Here is an 18,074-nt window from a genome sequence, read left to right as displayed (position 1 = left end):
CCATGACCAGCGTTATCCTCCAGCAGCCAACTGAAGCAAAAGCTGCCCGCAAAACCAACCGCGGTTTCATCCACGGACTCATCACCAACAAGAAGGCCATGACCGGCATGGCCATTATGCTCGTCTTCATCGTCCTGGCCCTGGCCGCGCCGGTACTGTTCCCGGACGACCCCTCCCGGATCACCGGGATGGCCTCACTGGAACCAGACAGCGAACACTGGCTCGGAACCACCGCCAAGGGCCAGGACGTGCTCGCCCTGACCATCCACGGCGCCCGAAGCTCCCTGCTCGTAGGGCTTACCGTCGGGTTCGCATCCACTTTCATCGGAATCCTCGTCGGCCTGGCATCAGCCTATTTCGGCAAATTCATCGACGAAGCACTGTCGCTGCTGACCAACGTCTTCCTCCTCCTTCCCGGCCTGCCGCTGCTTGTGATCCTGGCCGCCTTCCTGCCCCCAGGCCTGGGCACGGTCATCCTGGTCCTCACCGTCACGGGATGGGCCGGATCAGCGCGCGTACTCCGGGCACAGGCCCTGTCCATCCGATCCAAGGACTTCGTCGCTGCCGCGGTCGTCTCCGGAGAGCGCGCCGGCCGCATCATGTTCCGCGAAATCCTGCCGAACATGGCATCGATCGTGATGGGAACGCTGCTCGCCTGCGTCATCTACGGCATCGGGGCCCAGGCGGGCCTCGAATTCCTTGGACTGGGCGACGTCAGCACCGTCTCCTGGGGCAACAACCTCTTCTGGGCCGGAAACGAAGGCGCCCTGCTCACTGGAAGCTGGTGGGTCTTCATCCCCTCCGGCCTCTGCATCGCACTGGTCGCGTTCGCCCTGGCCCTCATCAACTACGCCGTTGACGAAGTAACCAACCCCCGCCTGCGGAAGATCCGCAAACCCGCCACCACCGAAAGGGGCGCCGCACAGTGACCGTCTCCCAAACCTCCTTCGGCTCCCATGAACCGGTCCTCGACGTCAAGAACCTCACCGTCAAGTACATCGGCGACTCCCGCTCGACCACGGCTGTGAACGACGTCTCCTTCAACATCGGCGCCGGCGAGGTGTTCGGGCTGGCCGGCGAATCCGGTTGCGGAAAATCAACCATCGCCAACTCCATCATGCGGCTGCTCAAGGACCCGGCGAAGATCGCCGCCGGCAGCATCTCCTTCGGCGGCAAGGACGTGCTCGCCATGAACCAGGACGAGCTGCGCCGTTTCCGCTGGCAGGACGTCGCCATGGTGTTCCAGTCCGCCATGAACTCGCTGAACCCCGTGCTCGCCGTCGGGGAACAGATGGCAGACATCTTCACCACCCACGCCGGCTACTCGCGCAAAGAATCCCTTCGACGCGCCGCACAGCTGCTGGAACTGGTCAGAATGGACCCCGCTCGCCTCAAGTCGTACCCGCATCAACTCTCCGGCGGCATGCGGCAACGCGCCGTCATCGCCATGGCTGTGGCCCTGAAGCCGTCACTGCTGATCCTTGACGAGCCCACCACCGCACTGGACGTGGTGGTGCAACAGGAGATCATGGCCCAGATCAAGGATCTCCAGCGCGAACTGGGCTTCTCCGTCCTCTTCATCACGCACGACATGTCCTTGATGGTGGAACTCTCCCACCGGATGGCCGTCATGTACGGCGGCCGGATCGTAGAGACCGCCAAAGCGCACGACATCTACACCGCCCCAGGGCACCCCTACACCCAAGCCCTCATGGGCGCGTTCCCGCCGCTCACCGGCCCGCGGATCCCGCTTAAGGGCCTGCCCGAAGGCGTGAAGTTCCGGAACATCCCGGACCTCGCCGAAATTGCGCCCGGCCACTTCGTGGCACCGTTTGATGCCGACGCCGAAGCCGCCGTCCTTGAAGGAGCAGCACAATGAGCCACGCCGTCCACTCCCCGACACGGCCGGATGTTTCGACCCTGACGCCGGCCCTGGAGGTGCGCGGACTGGGTAAGTCCTTCCACATCGGCGGCCTGTTCTCCAGCCAGGCGGTCCGGGCGCTCCACCGCGTCGACCTGACCATCGGCCGTGGAGAAATCGTGGCACTGGTCGGCGAATCGGGCTCAGGCAAGAGCACCCTGGCCCGCTGTGTCGCCCGGCTCGAAAAACCCAGCGAAGGGGCCATCCTGGTCGACGGCGTCGACGTCCTCAAACGTGACCGTTTCCAGGCCTCACGGGAGTTCCGGTCCCAGCTGCAAATGGTCTTCCAGGACCCCTTTGGCTCACTGAACCCCGCCCACCGAATCGAGCACTTCCTCCGCCGGTCCCTCACCGTCCACGGCAAAGGCGGCACCCGCCAACGCGGTTCCGAAGAGCAGACCAGGCGCCGTCTAGAAGAGCTCATGACCACCGTCGGGCTTCAAGCCGACATGCTCGACTCCTACCCCCATGAGCTCTCCGGCGGGCAACGTCAACGGGTCGCGATCGCGCGAGCCCTGGCCGTGGAGCCAAACGTCATCCTCGCCGACGAGCCGACTTCCATGCTGGACGTTTCAGTCCGCATCGGCGTGCTGAACCTGATGCGGAAACTGCGCGATGAGCAGGGCATTTCCATGCTCTACATCACCCACGACCTCGCCTCCGCCCGGTACCTGGCGGACCGGACGGCAGTCATGTTCGCCGGCGAAATCGTGGAAGAAGGTGAATCACTGGACCTGCTCGCCAACCCGGCCCACCCCTACACCCAATTGCTCGTCTCAGCCGTCCCCGACCCGGCGCGGGCGGGATCCTACGACCCCATCCACCGCGCCCATCTCCGGCAAGCCGTCATGGCTTCCGCCGGCTGCGCCTTTGAGAACGACCCGGAGCAGCGCTGCTCATCCGAGGAACCCGTCCGGCACCAGGTGGGCGACCCCCTCAACCGCCACTGGGTCCGCTGCCACCTCTACCGCCCGCGCGCCGGTGCCGGCGGCCATGCATTGGCGACAGAACCGGAGCCTGGAGACTGACGTTCCCGTTCCCACGTCCAAAACATCAACATTCACGCACTGGCAGCACCGACGCTGCCCGCCGAAGGGTAACTGATAAAAGATTCACCCGCCGTATCCCGGCGTGCCCTCCTGACCGGAAGCGGGGCCGTTGCCCTCACCGGATCGCTCGCACTCGCAACACCATTCGCCCAATCAGCGGCAGCGGCACCCCCGAACGCCCGCGACAACGCACCGGCCAAGCCGCCCTACAAAGGACCAACCCGTATGCGCCCGACTTATCACTTCAGCGTCCCCGACAACTGGAAGAACGACCCCCAGCGGCCCATCTACATTGACGGCGAATACCACTACTACTACCTCTACAACGCCGATTACCTCCAGGGCGGCGGCGGCACATCGTGGCGCCGTGCCACCACCACCGACCACGTCTCCTTCCGCGACCGTGGCGTGGCCATCCCCAAGTTCAGCAACGACAACGGCGACTGCTGGTCAGGCTGTCTTGTCATCGACGAACGGAACACTGCCGGCTACGGTGAAAACGCCGTCATAGCCCTCGTGACCCAGGCACCCCAGGGCCGCCAGGCGCAATACCTCTGGTACTCAACAGACCGTGGGCGTTCGTTCAAACCTGGTGGGACGGCGCCGGTACTTCCAAACCCAGGCGTGCAGGACTTCCGCGACCCGAAAGTCATCTGGGACGCCGACCGCGGGCAGTGGTTCATGGTCAACGCCGAAGGGCAGAAGCTCGGCTTCTACACATCTGCCAACCTGCGTTCCTGGCGGCGGGTCGGCGAATTCGTCCGGACGGACCTGGGGTTGCTGGAGTGCCCGGACCTTTTCCGCATGACCGCCGACGACGGTACTTCGCACTGGGTCCTGGGCACCAGCGCCAACGGCAAGGGCCGTGGACTGCCGGCAACATACGCCTACTGGACAGGAGCCTTCAACGGAATCACGTTTACTCCCGACCATGCCGAGCCGGAATGGCTGGACTACGGCTATGACTTCTACGGTGCAGTGACCTACCCCCATCACGACTCCTCCGGTGCGGAGGATGCCACCCTGCGCAGGGCGCTTGGCTGGGCGAACTTCTGGGACTACCCCCACAACACTCCCACCCTGGCGACCGACGCGTACAACGGTGATGACATGATCGTGCGCGACATCCGGCTCAAGAAGGCAGGCGGAAGCTACCACCTCGCCTCAACCCCCACCACCGGCCTGGCCAACCACATCAAACGCACCCACCACCTCGGGGACGTCAAGGTCACGGGAACCCAAGACCTCGATATCAGTTCACCGGCCTATGACCTGACCTGTGAGCTCGTATGGGACCCGGCGGCCCCTCCGTCCAACATCGGCCTTGAGCTCTGCCGTGCATCCGGTGGGGGCCGGCACGTCGCGGCCGGTGCATTCCTCCGCGGCCCCTTCGCCTACGTCAACAGGCGGCCCACCATCAACCCCACTGGCGGGGAAAGCCAGACACCTATCGATCCCTCGGCAGGGCGCCTCACACTCCGCCTCCTGGTGGACCGGACCAGCGTCGAAATGTTCGTCGGAGACGGACGGGTGGTGCACTCACACCGCGTGTTTCCCCTGGAAGGTGACAACAACATCCGGCTCTACGCCAACGATGGAACGGCCACCTTCAGTGACCTGACGATCAACGAGATCAACGCGACGACCTAGCCGCTCCCCCATCAACACTGTCCGAGAGACAAACATGGATTACCTCAAAGCAGCCTGCCCAGACTCCCAAAAGCCTTTTGACGCCGTCGTTGTCGGTGAAGCGTTGATCGATGTGGTCACCACCCCGGACAGCCAGGTTGAGCATCCTGGCGGATCGCCCGCCAATGTCGCCTATGGCCTCGGTCTCCTGGGGGTCACCACGGGCTTGCTCACGGCCATTGCACCCGATGAGCGGGGAAGAACTATAGAGAACCACCTCCACCGGGCCGGGGTGACACTTCTGCCCGGATCAAAATCCCTCACCCGCACCGCAACAGCGACCGCAGCCCTCGGACCCGACGGATCCGCCGCATACGACTTCGACATCCGCTGGCAGCTGCCAACAGCAACGCCTGCCTGTTTCCCCAAAATCCTGCACACCGGTTCCATCGCCACCTTCCTCAACCCCGGGGCCGGTGCCGTCAAAACCCTGCTCGAACAAGCCCACAAGCATTGCACCATCACCTACGACCCGAACATCAGGCCATCGCTGCTTGGCAGCCACGCCGAAGCGAAGGCAACCTTTGAAGCAATCGGCGCACTGACCGACGTCGTTAAACTCAGCGACGAGGACGCCCAGTGGCTCTACCCCGCGAAAACACTGGAAGAAGCCGCTGAGCACATCCTCCGCCTCGGCGCCAAGCTGGCGGTGGTAACCAAAGGTGCTGCCGGCTCCCAATTCACCTCGCCGTCCGCGAGCATCACCATTCCCGCCGTCAAAGCGACGGTGGCGGACACCATCGGCGCCGGCGACTCCTACATGGCCGCACTGATCCTGGGCCTGCTCACCCGCGGCGCCGGGGGCTTTGCCCCCGCCGTCATGGAGCAGCTGGGACGCACCGCAGCCGCAGCAGCGGCCATCACCGTGCAGCGCGCCGGGGCTAACCCACCCACCCTTGACGAACTCACAGCTGCTGTCGAAGCACACGCCTCCGTACCACGGGCTTTCGCATGCGACCAGGCATAAACAAAACGACCCTGCGGGCAACAAAAGTAAAGGACGCCGTTTACCCTGTTAGGAGGAGCCAACAATGACGTCTGAAAAGACACCGGGGCACCAAGCCCCTGCGCATTCGCTGCCGTCCAGCAGCAGGTTTGCGCAACTCACCCGGCGTTCCATGCTGGGCCTGGGCGGGCTCGCCGTGGCGGGGGCCACTGTGGGGGCCTGGCCCCGACTTACCGGCGCTGACATTCCGGGCCGCAGCAGCAAGGCCCTGAACATCGCCATTCTGGGAACGGCAGCGGATGCGGCGGGACGCCAGGGCCTGATCCAGGCTTTCACCGCCGCCCATCCCGACATCCCAGTGCGGCTGCAGGCGATTCAGGGTGCGGACTGGAAGGACTTCTTTTCCAAGATCCTGACCATGGTGGCCGCGGGCACGCCCCCGGATGTGGTCTATGTCGCCACCGAAGGCGCCCAGTTGTTCGCCGACAAGCTGGCCGAGCCTCTGGATGGATATGTCCGCCGGGACGCCGCGGCGATGAGCGACTACTTTAACGACGTTCATCCGAGCCTGCTGGAAGCCTTCATGTACCAGGGAAGCCTGTACCAGCTTCCCCTGGACTGGAACGCGGCGAACATGTACCTGAATACCACCACCTTCGCGCAGGCCGGCCTTAACCGGCCGAGGGACGACTGGACCAAGGACGACTTCAGCGCCACACTGCGAGCCCTGCGCAAGGCCCGGCCGGCTGACTTCACCCCGTACTACTGGACCAACCGGCTTTTCGGCGGGGTTGTCCCGTGGCTTTACGCCAATGACACCAGCTTCCTGTCCGAAACAAAGGCTCCCGGCGGGGACTGGCTTTGGGACCGCTTCTACCCGAGCGATCCTGCCCGTGGGACCCGCGGCGGCGGGTACCAGTGGCTGGCCCCCAACGCCGAGGACGGGCGGGTGGTCGAGACCTTCGACTATCTGCGTGAACTGGTAGCCGAAGGGCTTGGCGTGCGGCCCGAATCCGGGGGCGGCAACGCCCTGGTGGGCCTGTTCGGCAACAACCGCATTGGCACGACGCCGGCCGGTGGCTATTGGGCGCAGGGCCTGCACGAGGCCGGGATGACCGCCGATCAGTTCGACGTGCAGTTCTTCCCGCGCTGGCGGACCCAGCGGCACCAGTTCGGTGCTGCCGGCTACGCGATCATGCGCACTGCGAAAGACAAGGACGCGGCCTGGGAATGGGTGAAGTTCTGCTCCAGCCGCGAAGCGATGCAACTGGCCATTCCCAAACCGAACACCACCCCCACACGCCGTTCGATGGTCAACGAGTCCTTCTACGCCGCCACCGGGCCGCGGCACTGGAAAGTCTTCTACGACACCCTGGACAGGTTCCCCACCTCCGGTCCGATCCCCGCCCCACCGCAGCAGGCGGCCGTCGAAACTGCCCTGATGAAGAACGTCTCCACCGCGGTCAGCGGCAGCTCCGCCGATGTACGGACAGCGATGGGCAACCTTCAACGTGACCTCGAACTGGCCCTGAGGAGGAATTCATGACCACCACGTCCACCGTCCCGCGGCCAACAGTGAAGCCACCGGCCGTGCGCCGGTCCTTTGTCGAGCGGCGGCTTGCAAGGATTTTCCTTGCTCCTACGGTGATCGGGATGGCCCTTTTCACCTTCCTGCCGATCATTGCTTCGCTGGTCCTGGCTTTCTTCCGCTGGGACATCATTTCGGCACCACAGTTCGTCGGTTTCGCCAATTTCGCCTCGCTGGCACAGGACCCCACCGTCCGCGTGTCCTTCCTGAACACCATCGGGTTTGTGATTGTGGCGGTAGTCCTTCAACTGGGCATCGCCCTTGGCCTGGCCTCCATGCTTCAGGCCAGGATGCCGTCCTGGCTGAGGGTATTCCTCCGTTCCACCTTCTTCTTTCCCCTGGTCCTGTCCGCCGCGTCGGTGTCCATCTTCATGCGGTACATGTTCAACGAACAATTCGGCGTGGTGAATTGGCTCCTGTCACTCGTCGGGATCCCCGCTGTGCCGTGGCTGACAAGCCCCGCGGCGTCCGCCGCCGTCGTCGTCCTGGTCTACGTGTGGCAGAACTTCGGGTTCTCTTTCCTGCTCTTCCTTGGCGCCCTCACCAATATCCCGAAAGAACTGCATGAAGCAGCGAACCTGGATGGTGCCACGGGCTGGAAACAGTTCAGCAACGTGACCCTTCCGCTGATCAGCCCCACGGTGCTCGTGGCGTCCGTCATGGCCATCATCAGCGCCCTGCAGGTCTTCGACCAGCCCTATGTCCTGACCAACGGCGGCCCCGGCGACTCCACCCGGACCGCCGTCATGGTCATCTTCGAATCCGCCTTCCAGCAACTGGAGTTCGGCAAAGCCTCCGCCATCGGCCTGGTACTCACCGTGCTGATCCTTGCCGTCACCGCCCTGCAGTTCCGCCTTAGCCGCCGCTTCGTCTTCTACCAGTGAGGTCCGCCATGTCCAGCCAGACCCTGCACACCGGGACCGGCTTGCCTTCCGGTTCCACCGCCGAACCGCCCGCCACCCGTACGCCCCGCCGCTTGCCATCAGCCGGCACTGCCGGCAGATACGCAGCCTTGGCCGTGGCAGCGGCGCTGACCCTCGGCCCTGTCCTGTGGACCTTGTCCACCTCGCTGCGCACGCCGTCGGAATCGTTCAACCTGCCGCCCTCCTTCCTGCCCATCAACCCTGACTTCACGGCCTACCAGGAAGTGTTCAAGCAGATCAACGTCGGCCTCCTGGTCCTGAACAGCGCCCTGGTGACCGGCCTGATCGCACTTGGCCAGATGGCGTCGGCCACCCTGGCCGGCTACGCCTTCGCCCGCCTGGACTTCCGCGGTAAGAACGCCATCTTCTCGCTGGTGCTGGCCACCATGATGGTCCCGGTGCAGGTCACCATCGTCCCGGTGTTCATGCTGATCCGTGGAATGGGCCTGTCCGACACCCTGCTGGCCCTGATCCTTCCGGCCATTCCCACAGCATTCGGCACCTTCCTGATGCGCCAGTACTTCCTTGGTCTGCCGAACGACTTCGCCGAAGCAGCAGCCCTGGACGGTGCCGGGCCGTGGCGGATCTTCCGTTTGGTCTACGTCCCCCTGGCGGTCCCCGGCATGGCGATCGTCGGGATCCTCGCCTTCAACTTCCATTGGAACGAGTTCTTCCGGCCACTGATCCTCACCATCAGCGAACAGAATTTCACCCTTCCCCTCGGCCTGGTCACGCTCCAGGGCAACCTCGGCACCGGCAGCATCTCGGTGGTCCTCGCCGGCGTGATCCTGTCCATGCTGCCGGCTCTGGTCGTCTTCATCTTCGGCCAACGAACCCTGCGAGAAGGCCTCACCGCGGGCGCCAGCAAGTAGCGGTGCTGTAGGAAAGAAACACGTCCACGCAGTGGGGTGCATCATCTCGGGACGGCACGGCGAGACGATCCCGCGCCCATCTCGTCTGGCGCGGCATCAAGATAAGGGCCCGTCATGTCGTCCCCGCTCCCCCGGCGAATGAATAGGTGTAGGCCACCGACGGCCCACCCGACATAACCTGAACGAGGAAGGTTCAGAACCCACTCACGGCAGGCGGACCAGAGCCACGAGAATCAAAATATCTGAACACGTTAAAGCAAAAAGCCCCTCTGACGAGGGGATATGCCGTGCCCGAGGTGGGACTCGAAATCCGAGCCAGTCCGAAGGCTATTTGGCCCAGTACGAGACGAAAAGTGTGGACAATGTCCACACCCCTTTCGGGGGAGCTGGAGGACTACCGGGACACCAGATGCCTGGAAATCTCGGCGGCAGAGTCCAGCAAGTCGACAGTGCCCGCGGCGACTCCGACGACGAGGTCGAAGCCTTCATCCGTGGTGAAGTCATGCCGATAACCGTTGATCCACAGCAGCAGCACCATGAGCGTCCACGCCGTCCGCTTGTTGCCATCAACGAGCGGATGGAACCGGGCTACCAACTCCAACAAGGCAGCGGCCTTCACCGCGAGTTCCGGATAGGCTTCCGCGCCCATGACAGTCGTCGCCGGCCTGGCCAATGCCGAGGCCAACAACCCGACATCACGGATATGGAAGCCATACCGATCAACTACCTGAAGTGCATCCTCAATGTCCAGATACGCTGTCACGCGTCCTCAAGGCGCTTCAGCAGATCAGCGTCATGACTCGTGACAAAATCAAGACCTGCGCTGATTTCACGTCGGCGCGCGTGGCGCTGCAGAACCAACTCTGCACCCTGCAACAGAAGCGCCGACTTGGAGGTGTGTTCCTCGGCAGCCAACTTCTCCAGCCGCCGATCGAGGTCTTCGGGGACGCGGAGATTCATAGCCATGCCTTCATGGTACCAAACCGGTACCCTCCCTTGCCCGGGCGCGCGCCGCTAATTAGACCAGACTCACCCGAGCAGGGTCGCGGTGTCTTGGAAGACTCAGGCGCTACGCTGCTGAAACTAAAAGTGTGTTTCCTTCCGGCCTCGTTCTAACACCCTCAAACCGACGCCGGCTCACCTGTCTCATAACTAAGGATGACTACCAGAGTTTGGCTACGAAGCTATGAGACATAGTTACGAGAATCGCCGTTGCCATCGCGCGTCCAACATTCTGCAGGGAATCTGGGACTGTGCAGGTCAGACGACTGTTAGCCCCTTGAGACGTCTCGTTTCCCAAGGGTTATGAGCCATCGAGAGATTGTCGCTGGCCGGGGCGGAGGGTGTGTGCGCCTCAGAAGTCCGTTGTAAAGAAAGCCCCGGCTCTATTGGAATGTTGCAAGGATGACGCCTGCGACTTCTTCGACGATTCCACGCGTGACGGGTTGGCGAACCAGCCATGTTTCAAGCGCCATGGCTGGGTCCACGAGTTGTTTCCATGGCCAATCGGGCAGGAGGCGGCTGGCGCTTGCTTCGGTCAGCATTACGGCAACGGACGACGTCGAGTCCGCACAGGCGCGGGCGTGCTCGTTGAATGTGGCAATCCGCCAGGCTGGAGCCACACCCATCTCATGGGAGGTTGCCAACAATCGGTCATGGCCGAGGGGGAACTGTTCCCTGGAATGAATCAGCACTGGTTGGTCATGAACATCGGCAAGCCGGCAGCTTGTCTCGTCGCCAATCGCCGGTAGGCCGGGACGGCAGGCGAGCCCGAAGAACTCCTTCCGGACATGGCCGCCGACCAGGTCCTGTGAAGGCTCCTGATGAACCAGACCAATATCAAGGCGTCCTTCCCGGACCATCCTTAACTGGTTTGTCGTATCTCCGTCCGTCAACTCCAGCTCAGCAAGGGGCGCTTGTGCAGCTACTGCCGCCAGAAGCCGGTCCACCCACTCGAAAGGCAGACCCGGCGCCAGCCCAACAGCGACAGGCTGCTTCACTGGCCCGGCTTGGCGCGCTACCTCTCTGGCGGACCCTGCCATCGCAAGCATGGTCAGAGCATGTTTATGAAGTGCCGCCCCAGCCGGAGTCGGGAAGGTGCCCTTGGGCAGCCGCTCGAAGAGGGGCGTACCGCATTCGTGCTCTAGGAGGCGGATTTGCCTGGTCAGGGCTGGCTGGGAAATGAGTAACTGTTCAGCGGCCCTGGAGATCGACTTCTGGTTGAAGACCGCCACAAAGTAGCGCAGCTGCCGAAGTTCCATTTGGCTTCCTTTCGCCGGTAAGGGTTTCCATTCCCCATAACTTCAGGGTATGCCCCCTCGCGGAAAAGGGTATTGGATACCTGTGATCAAGGGCTTCTATATTGTGATGTGTGACATAGACCCAGCACCGTGGTTATGGAAACGGATCTCCCCGTCACAGCAGGGACTCGCTGCAGCCCGCCCCTTCCCCCTTTGTCAATTGCCTCACAGAAAGAAAGTCAATGACGACTTCGCTACCTGCGATCCGCCAGTCCCCATACCGTTGGGTGATCCTAACCTTGGCCTGGGCTGCCTTTACCATGACTTCCGTAGACCGAGCCACCTGGGGACCCGCCGCGGGCTTTGTCGGCGAGGACCTCGGTGTTGCCGTTGCCGGGTTGGGCTTGTTCGCGACCACCTATTACATCGGCTACGTCGTTTCCAACCTGTTCGGTGGTTTTCTTGCCGACTGGCTCGGCGGCCGGCTCATTGTCGGACTAAGCATATTGCTCTCCGGTTCCTTCATGCTCGCCTTCGGCGAATCGACATCGAAAGACATGGGCCTCGTCTTCCAAGCCTGTGTCGGCTTGTTCGCAGGCGCGGAATTTGGCGGAGGCGTCAGGTTGATCGCCAACTGGTTCCGGCCGGAAAAGCGCGGCACGGCTATGGGCATCTTTATGACGGCAACCTCTCTCGGCCTTGTGATCGCTAATGCTGTTGTTCCTTCCCTGATCCAGCAGTCGAGCTGGCGAACTTCCTACCACCTGTTCGGATTCATCTCCGTCGGCCTCGGCGTTCTCTGCCTAATCTTCCTGCGGGGCGGAAAACGACAAGCAGAACCCCAAGAGAAGACACGCCCCCAGATCATGCCACTGCTGCGCAACAGGAACCTCCTCATGCTCGGTCTAGCCGGTTTCGGCGCCCTCTGGGGCACATACGGGTTCGTCACCTGGTCAAACCTCCTCATGACCAAGGGGATCGGCATCAGCCCAGTTCAGGCCGGCGTTGTCGTCGTGATCTTCGGCTCCGCCGCTATCTTTTCAAAGCCCCTCATCGGTTTCGTTTCCGACGCGATCAAGATGACCCGGCGGAACCTCACCATCATCATCCTGCTGGCATTCTCGGCCACCCTGGTCGCATTCAGCATGGCCAGCAACAGCGTGCAGTTCCTTTGGATCGCACCCCTGCTCGGCATCGCCGCCTACATTTACAGCCCCATCATGCTCGCCATGATCCCCACCCTGGCCGGAGAAAAGCTCGCCGGATCCGCAGCAGGCGGCATCAATGCTTTCTGGCAGCTGGGCAGCACGATTGTCCCTACGGTCATCGGGATGATCTTCGGCGCCACATCCTCCTTCCAGCTAGCCTTCCTCGCCCTGGCGGCAGGACCCCTGCTCGCCGTCATTCCCATGCTGGCAATCCGCCCGGCAAACACCACCAGTGGCAAGAACGTTCCGGTGGCAGCCACCGAGCCGGCCCGGTAACACCTCTACACCTGAAGCAACACTTGAAAGGCAAGACTTTGGACAACCATTACGACGTCATTATCGCCGGCGGCGGCTCGGCAGGAGTGGCTGCAGCCATCGGCGCCAGTCGTACCGGCGCGCGCACGCTGCTCCTTGAGAAGGGGCCCTGCCTGGGAGGCGCCGCAACCCTCCGCAATGTGGTCACCTATGCCGGGATCTTCACCCAGGAAGACCAGCGGCAGGTCGTGTTCGGCGTGATGGAAGAGGTCTACGCGAGACTCCGCGGGCTGGGGGCTGTCAGCGAACCACGGAAATACAACGCGGTCACGGTCGTCTTCGAGCCAGAAGACGTGAAATTCGTCCTCGATGAGCTGTGCGCCGAGGCCGGTGTCGACGTTCGGCTTCACACCCTCATCGTGGGTGCCGAGACAGATGACAACGGGTCGATCACCGCGGTGAACGTCGCAGACCACGAAGGACTGCACGACTTCACCGCCGCCGCGTTCGTCGACGCTACCGGAGATGCAGACCTCGCTCACCACAGCGGGGCGGAAGTGCGGTATGGCCGGGACGGCAAAGTCCAAAACGGCACCCTCGGAGTCCGCTTCGGCGGCATACCCCTGGACGTCGATGCCGGACGCGCCGCACTGAAGAAAGCGGTCACTGCCAGCAAGGCTGCCGGCATGCCGAACCTCCTCGCCGAAACCGGACTCGTCGCCCGACTCCCGCTCTCCGGAGACATCATCACCTACCTGGTGGACGAGGGCTACGACGCCCGTAGCGCCACGGACACCAGCCGCGCAGAAGCCCACGCCCGCCTGCAGGCCCAGGCATACCTCCAAGCGCTCAAAACTGTGCCCGGCTGCGAGAACGCCTACATCGTCTCCACCGGACCCGAGCTCGGCACCCGGGAATCCCGACACATCGTCGCACCCCTGCGCCTCACAGAAGAAGACATCCTCCTCCCGGAACCCCGCGAAGACGCCGTAGCCATTGGAGCCTGGCCAATGGAATACCACCCCGGCCCCGGAGTCCCCTCGATATGGAAATTCATCGCCGACCCGGGCTACTTCGGCATTCCCCTGGACTGCCTCAAGAGCGTAAACCGGACCAACCTCTTCGCCGCCGGCCGAGTCCTCGACGGAGACCAGGCCGCCGGGTCATCACTAAGGGTCATGGGCACAGCGTTCGCCACCGGTCACGCGGCCGGGATCGCCGCCGCCCACATCGCCTTGGACAGGCTCTGCGACACCTACACGGTGCAGGCAGAGCTCCAACGTCAGGATGCCCGACTCCCGCTCCCCGTTTGCTCGGTAGCTCACCTCGACGTGGCTGCCTCCTAGCCCACTCCCAACCCTTTCTCGGTCTGGCCCTACGGCCACACCGCCCTTCACCTATGCCAAAGGAATGAACATTCATGGTTGCCAAGATCGCCCTTGAAGAGCACTTCGGTGCTACCGACCCCAACATCGTTGAGCAGTCCGCGGAGCACTTCACCGCCGACGCATGGCCCGCACGCCGGGACATGCTGCTCGACATCCACGAAGACCGGCTTCGCCTGATGGACAAGTGCGGAATCGAAAAGTCCGTGCTGTCGCTGCTTTCGCCCGGCATCCAGTCGCTGCACAATTCCGAGCAGGCCGTGGACTGGTCGAAGCGACTGAACGATTACGCCGCCAAACAGGTTTCAAACAATCCGGAGCGATTCGCTTCCTTCGCAGCACTTCCGATGCAGGACCCCGACGCCGCCGTCGCGGAGCTGCGCCGCGCCGTGACTGACCTGGGCCTTGTCGGGGCCTTGGTGAATGGCTATTCGCAGATCGGTACCGAGGACACGGTGGTGTACCTGGACGACGCGCGGTACGCCGAGTTCTGGGCCACGGTCGAGGAACTCGATGTGCCCCTCTACCTTCACCCCCGTGACCCGCTGGCTTCACGCAGCCCGCAGTACGACGGACACCCGTGGCTGTACGGGTCCGCCTGGGCATTCTCCGTCGAAACCGGCACCCACGCGCTGCGGCTGATGGGCAGCGGACTGTTCGACAAGCATCCAGGAATCCAAATCATCCTCGGCCACCTGGGCGAACTGCTGCCCTTCAACATCTGGCGCACCGACCACAGGGTCGCCGTCGCTCCCCGAGGCATCTCCATCGAAAAGACCTTTGGACACTACCTGCGCAACAACTTCCACCTCACGACCAGCGGCAACTTCCGCACCCCTGCCCTGCTGAACACCATCCAGGAGATCGGGGCAGACCGGCTGCTGTTCTCCTCGGACTACCCGTTCGAGCGCATGGATGAGGCTGCGACCTGGTTCGACAACCTCGAACTCAACGAAAACGATCTGACCAAGATCGCACGCACGAACGCTGCGAAGCTCCTGAAGCTCTAGCGAACTCAACCTTTAGCCAATCAAGTATTAGGAACACCAGACATGAGCGCACAAGCAACCGCTGCCGCCTCCGGCGCCAACGCAACACAACGATTCCGTGAGAACAAGCAGACCAGTGCAGCCACGAGCCAGGAGCGTGTGGCCCTGCTCGCCGGACGGCTGATCAAAGCCGCGAACGACCTCGTGCTGGAAGAAAGGGTCACCTACGACGAGTACAACGCCCTGAAAGCGTGGCTGATCCAGGTCGGCGAGGACGGTGAATGGCCGCTCTTCCTGGACGTTTGGGTTGAGCACTCCGTCGAGGAAGTGGCGACCAGCCACCGCATCGGCAACAAGGGATCCATCGAAGGGCCCTACTACGCACCGAACGCACCGGAACACAAAAGCCCCGCAACCATCGACATGCGCCCCGACGAGAAGGGCACCCCAATGCTCTTCCAAGGCCAGGTCCGCAGCACCGAGGGCCGCCCGTTGCCGTTTGCGGAGATTCAGCTGTGGCACGCTGACGAGGACGGCTTCTACTCCCAGTTCGCACCGAACATCCCAGAGTGGAACCTGCGCGGTACCTTCATCACCGATGACGAGGGGAACTTCCAGATCAACACGATCCAGCCTGCCCCGTACCAGATCCCAACCGACGGAGCCTGCGGCCGCCTCATCAACGCAGCAGGCTGGCACGCCTGGCGTCCGGCCCACCTGCACCTGAAAGTTTCCGCGCCCGGACACGAGCTTCTGACCACGCAGCTCTACTTCCCCGGAGACCCGCACAACGATGACGACATCGCCACCGCGACCAAGCCGGAGCTGATGCTGGACATTCAGCCCGGCCCCAACGGGCAGGTAGTGCAGTCCAGCTACAACTTCATCCTGGACCCCTCTTCCTAACCACCAGAAGCGAAGGTCATCGAGCTGCCGTTGCGGGACCTGTCCCTGGATCCCGCAACGGAAGTTCCCCGTCCCCAGCATTCAGACCCCCTCTTGCGCTGCCACACTCCTCGACTGAGACCGGAAGGACCGCCCCCGTGAAAATCGAGCGGATCGAAGCGATCCCGTATGCGATCCCTTACACGCACCCTTTGAAATTCGCCAGTGGCGAGGTCGCCATCGCCGACCACGTCCTAATCCGCGTCTACACTGACGACGGAGTCGTGGGAATCGCTGACGCTCCTCCCCGCCCCTACACCTACGGGGAGACCCAGGAATCCATCACGGCGATCATCGACAACGTGTTCGCTCCACAGCACTTGGGCACCGAGGTTCTGGACCGGGAACGGATTCACGCGGTACTGGGCCGGACAGTTAACAACCACGTCGCCAAGGGATCTGTTGACATCGCCGTATGCTACGCGATTGGCAAAACTCGACCAAAGCCCTAGGCTTCCCCACCTGGTGTACGAGTTCGTGTTGGCGTCATTGCCGAATGTGAACCATTGTTCGGGGGTCTGCTCGAACATCAGGTAGTTGTTACGACGCACCTTGGGATCTTCCGATACCACCAGTTCGAACAGCTGTCCCTCGCATAGCTCCTTGGTCCAGAGCAACTGATGATCAGCCTTGAGCCACGGACTATGGGAATCCGGGTCCTTTCCTGGAGGCGCGGTGTCGAGAAGGTAGTTGAAGGCGATGTCGACGACGCGCATGGAAGGAAGTCTATGTGCAGGCCTATTGCGAAACCGCGGCACCTGCAGCTGAAATTGCGAACCTTTAGTTTCCAGACACGTGGGAGACAGTTGATGCCCCAAAAGAGGAGCCAGGTAAAGGGACGCCAAAACGACCATTTCTGACTAGTCTTTTCGGCTTGCTGGCATGGGTGCCAAAAATTTGACTTTCGACGATAACGGCCGCCTTCCACGGCGCTGTTGGCGCTTTGGGTGCCCACAAGGGGATCACTCAATGGGACAGTTTCCTATGTCTTTCCGAGCGGACGCGCGGCCTGCCCCGAAAAAGTTCCTGCCGCGGGTGAGAATGAGGCATGGCAACGCGCATCTGCGGCCCGACGGCCGTGATCTACAAGCTGACTCGGCGATTCGTTCCAGTGATTTACCCCGCCTCGTCATGAAAAAGATGAGACTTCGGTACGCGGGGGTTTGCAGGGCGTGTGAGTCGCCTCTTCCGCAGGGAACAGAAGCGGTCTATGAGAGCGAGACCAAGACCGTCCGCTGCTTGGAGTGCGCCACCGAGGCTACAAACGCCATGCCTCCCGATGTGGAAAGACGTTCTGATGAGTCCGGAGTGGCTGGGTCGTCCGCCCGTCGTGAATATGAGCGCCGCAAGGCCAAGGATGAGGCAAGGCTCCGTGAGAAGTGGGGCCGTGTCGGTGGCATAGCAGTGGCCCTCGCTGACGAGCGGCCAAGCACCAGAGCGTGGGATCGAGGCGCGGTCGGTGAGGAACGCCTGGGCGCCCGGCTAGATGCCCTGGTCACCGATGACATCGCAGTTCTTCACGACCGACGTATCCCTGGCTCGAAGGCGAACATCGACCACAACGCGATCACTCGCGGTGGAATTTGGGTGATCGACGCCAAGCGGTACAAGGGGCGACCCGAGCTGAAAATCGAGGGCGGAATCCTCCGACCACGCGTCGAGAAGCTCCTCGTAGGCCGGCGGGACTGCACGAAACTGATCGATGGCGTACTCAAACAGGTCGGACACATACGCGAGCTCGTCGGGGATGTGCCGGTCACCGGGGCGCTGTGTTTCGTTGATGCCGACTGGCCGCTGATCGGGGGTGCCTTCGCGACACGTAGCATCCACATTGTCTGGCCGAAAAGGCTGGCGAAACTGCTTACAGAAGACACCGGCGGCGACGTCGACGTCGCTGCCGTCCGTGAGTCGGTAGCTTCGCGGTTCAAATCCTCGTGACGTCCTTGTCGACGGCGCCCGCCACCGGCATCCTCCTTACTGCCCGGACAGGTAGGTGCCATAGCGCTGCCATATTTGGTGGCGGACGCTTTTTGATATTTGTTGGCCCAGCTGCTGCTCCTTGTC

The 18,074-nt window shown here is 62.7% G+C and carries 17 protein-coding genes; 14 read left to right on the top strand and 3 right to left on the bottom strand.

Going from position 1 to position 18,074, the window contains the following annotated elements; translation table 11 throughout:
- Window positions 1-2: 2 nt before the first annotated feature.
- From LDO86_RS08880 to LDO86_RS08845, 8 genes are all read left to right on the top strand, one after another.
- Complete coding sequence (locus tag LDO86_RS08880) at window positions 3-929, top strand: ABC transporter permease (RefSeq protein ID WP_018763807.1); 927 nt, start codon at window positions 3-5, stop codon at window positions 927-929.
- Window positions 926-1,879: an ABC transporter ATP-binding protein gene (locus tag LDO86_RS08875; RefSeq protein WP_018771295.1), complete on the top strand. Its 954-nt coding sequence runs from the start codon at window positions 926-928 to the stop codon at window positions 1,877-1,879. Before LDO86_RS08880 ends, LDO86_RS08875 begins: the two co-directional genes overlap by 4 nt.
- Complete coding sequence (locus LDO86_RS08870; RefSeq protein WP_018771294.1) at window positions 1,876-2,949, top strand: ABC transporter ATP-binding protein; 1,074 nt, start codon at window positions 1,876-1,878, stop codon at window positions 2,947-2,949. The genes LDO86_RS08875 and LDO86_RS08870 overlap by 4 nt, the downstream gene beginning before the upstream one ends.
- A gap of 246 nt (window positions 2,950-3,195) precedes the next feature.
- Window positions 3,196-4,620 carry a glycoside hydrolase family 32 protein gene (locus LDO86_RS08865; protein ID WP_018771293.1) on the top strand — a complete coding sequence of 475 codons (1,425 nt, stop codon included), beginning with the start codon at window positions 3,196-3,198 and terminating at the stop codon, window positions 4,618-4,620.
- A 34-nt stretch (window positions 4,621-4,654) separates the two neighbouring features.
- Window positions 4,655-5,626, top strand: coding sequence for a PfkB family carbohydrate kinase (locus LDO86_RS08860; protein WP_018771292.1), 972 nt, complete (start codon window positions 4,655-4,657; stop codon window positions 5,624-5,626).
- 64 nt (window positions 5,627-5,690) lie between these two features.
- Window positions 5,691-7,151, top strand: coding sequence for an extracellular solute-binding protein (locus tag LDO86_RS08855; protein ID WP_018771291.1), 1,461 nt, complete (start codon window positions 5,691-5,693; stop codon window positions 7,149-7,151).
- Window positions 7,148-8,077: a sugar ABC transporter permease gene (locus LDO86_RS08850; RefSeq protein WP_018771290.1), complete on the top strand. Its 930-nt coding sequence runs from the start codon at window positions 7,148-7,150 to the stop codon at window positions 8,075-8,077. The genes LDO86_RS08855 and LDO86_RS08850 overlap by 4 nt, the downstream gene beginning before the upstream one ends.
- An 8-nt stretch (window positions 8,078-8,085) precedes the next feature.
- The gene (locus LDO86_RS08845) at window positions 8,086-8,988 is read left to right on the top strand and encodes a carbohydrate ABC transporter permease (protein ID WP_018771289.1); all 903 of its coding nucleotides are present in this window, start codon (window positions 8,086-8,088) and stop codon (window positions 8,986-8,988) included.
- Window positions 8,989-9,382: 394 nt separating this feature from the next.
- On the opposite strand, the gene LDO86_RS08840 is transcribed toward LDO86_RS08845, so the two are convergent.
- The 3 genes from LDO86_RS08840 to LDO86_RS08830 all read right to left on the bottom strand — a co-directional run bounded on the left by LDO86_RS08840 (window position 9,383) and on the right by LDO86_RS08830 (window position 11,249).
- On the bottom strand, window positions 9,383-9,751 hold the full coding sequence (locus tag LDO86_RS08840) for a type II toxin-antitoxin system death-on-curing family toxin (protein ID WP_018771288.1): 369 nt from the start codon (window positions 9,749-9,751) through the stop codon (window positions 9,383-9,385).
- A complete protein-coding gene (locus LDO86_RS08835; RefSeq protein ID WP_224084428.1) occupies window positions 9,748-9,954 on the bottom strand; it encodes a ribbon-helix-helix protein, CopG family in 207 nt (68 codons plus the stop codon). Before LDO86_RS08835 ends, LDO86_RS08840 begins: the two co-directional genes overlap by 4 nt.
- 419 nt (window positions 9,955-10,373) lie before the next feature.
- Window positions 10,374-11,249 (bottom strand): LysR family transcriptional regulator, encoded by an 876-nt coding sequence (locus tag LDO86_RS08830; RefSeq protein ID WP_018771286.1) that lies wholly within the window; start codon window positions 11,247-11,249, stop codon window positions 10,374-10,376.
- A 299-nt stretch (window positions 11,250-11,548) separates the two neighbouring features.
- Here LDO86_RS08830 and LDO86_RS08825 point away from each other — a divergent pair, with 299 nt between their 5' ends.
- The 6 genes from LDO86_RS08825 to LDO86_RS08800 all read left to right on the top strand — a co-directional run bounded on the left by LDO86_RS08825 (window position 11,549) and on the right by LDO86_RS08800 (window position 17,948).
- The gene (locus LDO86_RS08825) at window positions 11,549-12,712 is read left to right on the top strand and encodes an MFS transporter (protein ID WP_018771284.1); all 1,164 of its coding nucleotides are present in this window, start codon (window positions 11,549-11,551) and stop codon (window positions 12,710-12,712) included.
- Window positions 12,713-12,750: 38 nt separating this feature from the next.
- Complete coding sequence (locus LDO86_RS08820; protein ID WP_018771283.1) at window positions 12,751-14,037, top strand: FAD-dependent oxidoreductase; 1,287 nt, start codon at window positions 12,751-12,753, stop codon at window positions 14,035-14,037.
- 74 nt (window positions 14,038-14,111) lie between these two features.
- Window positions 14,112-15,086, top strand: a complete 975-nt coding sequence (locus LDO86_RS08815; protein WP_018771282.1) for an amidohydrolase family protein — start codon at window positions 14,112-14,114, stop codon at window positions 15,084-15,086.
- Window positions 15,087-15,128: 42 nt separating this feature from the next.
- Window positions 15,129-15,971: a catechol 1,2-dioxygenase gene (gene catA / locus LDO86_RS08810; protein ID WP_018771281.1), complete on the top strand. Its 843-nt coding sequence runs from the start codon at window positions 15,129-15,131 to the stop codon at window positions 15,969-15,971.
- 137 nt (window positions 15,972-16,108) lie between these two features.
- Window positions 16,109-16,462 carry a hypothetical protein gene (locus tag LDO86_RS08805; RefSeq protein ID WP_346655924.1) on the top strand — a complete coding sequence of 118 codons (354 nt, stop codon included), beginning with the start codon at window positions 16,109-16,111 and terminating at the stop codon, window positions 16,460-16,462.
- Window positions 16,463-17,141: 679 nt separating this feature from the next.
- On the top strand, window positions 17,142-17,948 hold the full coding sequence (locus LDO86_RS08800) for a nuclease-related domain-containing protein (protein WP_224084426.1): 807 nt from the start codon (window positions 17,142-17,144) through the stop codon (window positions 17,946-17,948).
- The last annotated feature ends 126 nt before the right edge of the window (window positions 17,949-18,074 follow it).

This window comes from Arthrobacter sp. StoSoilB19, from assembly GCF_019977275.1.
GTDB lineage: Bacteria > Actinomycetota > Actinomycetes > Actinomycetales > Micrococcaceae > Arthrobacter.
Note: the sequence above shows the minus strand (reverse complement) of the source record. Positions and strands in the feature narration are given on the sequence as shown.

Coding starts and splice junctions, on each gene's coding strand:
- LDO86_RS08825 (WP_018771284.1), top strand. CDS start 11,549: ATGACTTCCGTAGACCGAGCCACCTGGGGACCCGCCGCGGGCTTTGTC.
- catA (WP_018771281.1), top strand. CDS start 15,129: ATGAGCGCACAAGCAACCGCTGCCGCCTCCGGCGCCAACGCAACACAA.
- LDO86_RS08865 (WP_018771293.1), top strand. CDS start 3,196: ATGCGCCCGACTTATCACTTCAGCGTCCCCGACAACTGGAAGAACGAC.
- LDO86_RS08850 (WP_018771290.1), top strand. CDS start 7,148: ATGACCACCACGTCCACCGTCCCGCGGCCAACAGTGAAGCCACCGGCC.
- LDO86_RS08870 (WP_018771294.1), top strand. CDS start 1,876: ATGAGCCACGCCGTCCACTCCCCGACACGGCCGGATGTTTCGACCCTG.
- LDO86_RS08835 (WP_224084428.1), bottom strand. CDS start 9,954: ATGGCTATGAATCTCCGCGTCCCCGAAGACCTCGATCGGCGGCTGGAG.
- LDO86_RS08855 (WP_018771291.1), top strand. CDS start 5,691: ATGACGTCTGAAAAGACACCGGGGCACCAAGCCCCTGCGCATTCGCTG.
- LDO86_RS08880 (WP_018763807.1), top strand. CDS start 3: ATGACCAGCGTTATCCTCCAGCAGCCAACTGAAGCAAAAGCTGCCCGC.
- LDO86_RS08800 (WP_224084426.1), top strand. CDS start 17,142: ATGAAAAAGATGAGACTTCGGTACGCGGGGGTTTGCAGGGCGTGTGAG.
- LDO86_RS08815 (WP_018771282.1), top strand. CDS start 14,112: ATGGTTGCCAAGATCGCCCTTGAAGAGCACTTCGGTGCTACCGACCCC.
- LDO86_RS08845 (WP_018771289.1), top strand. CDS start 8,086: ATGTCCAGCCAGACCCTGCACACCGGGACCGGCTTGCCTTCCGGTTCC.
- LDO86_RS08830 (WP_018771286.1), bottom strand. CDS start 11,249: ATGGAACTTCGGCAGCTGCGCTACTTTGTGGCGGTCTTCAACCAGAAG.
- LDO86_RS08860 (WP_018771292.1), top strand. CDS start 4,655: ATGGATTACCTCAAAGCAGCCTGCCCAGACTCCCAAAAGCCTTTTGAC.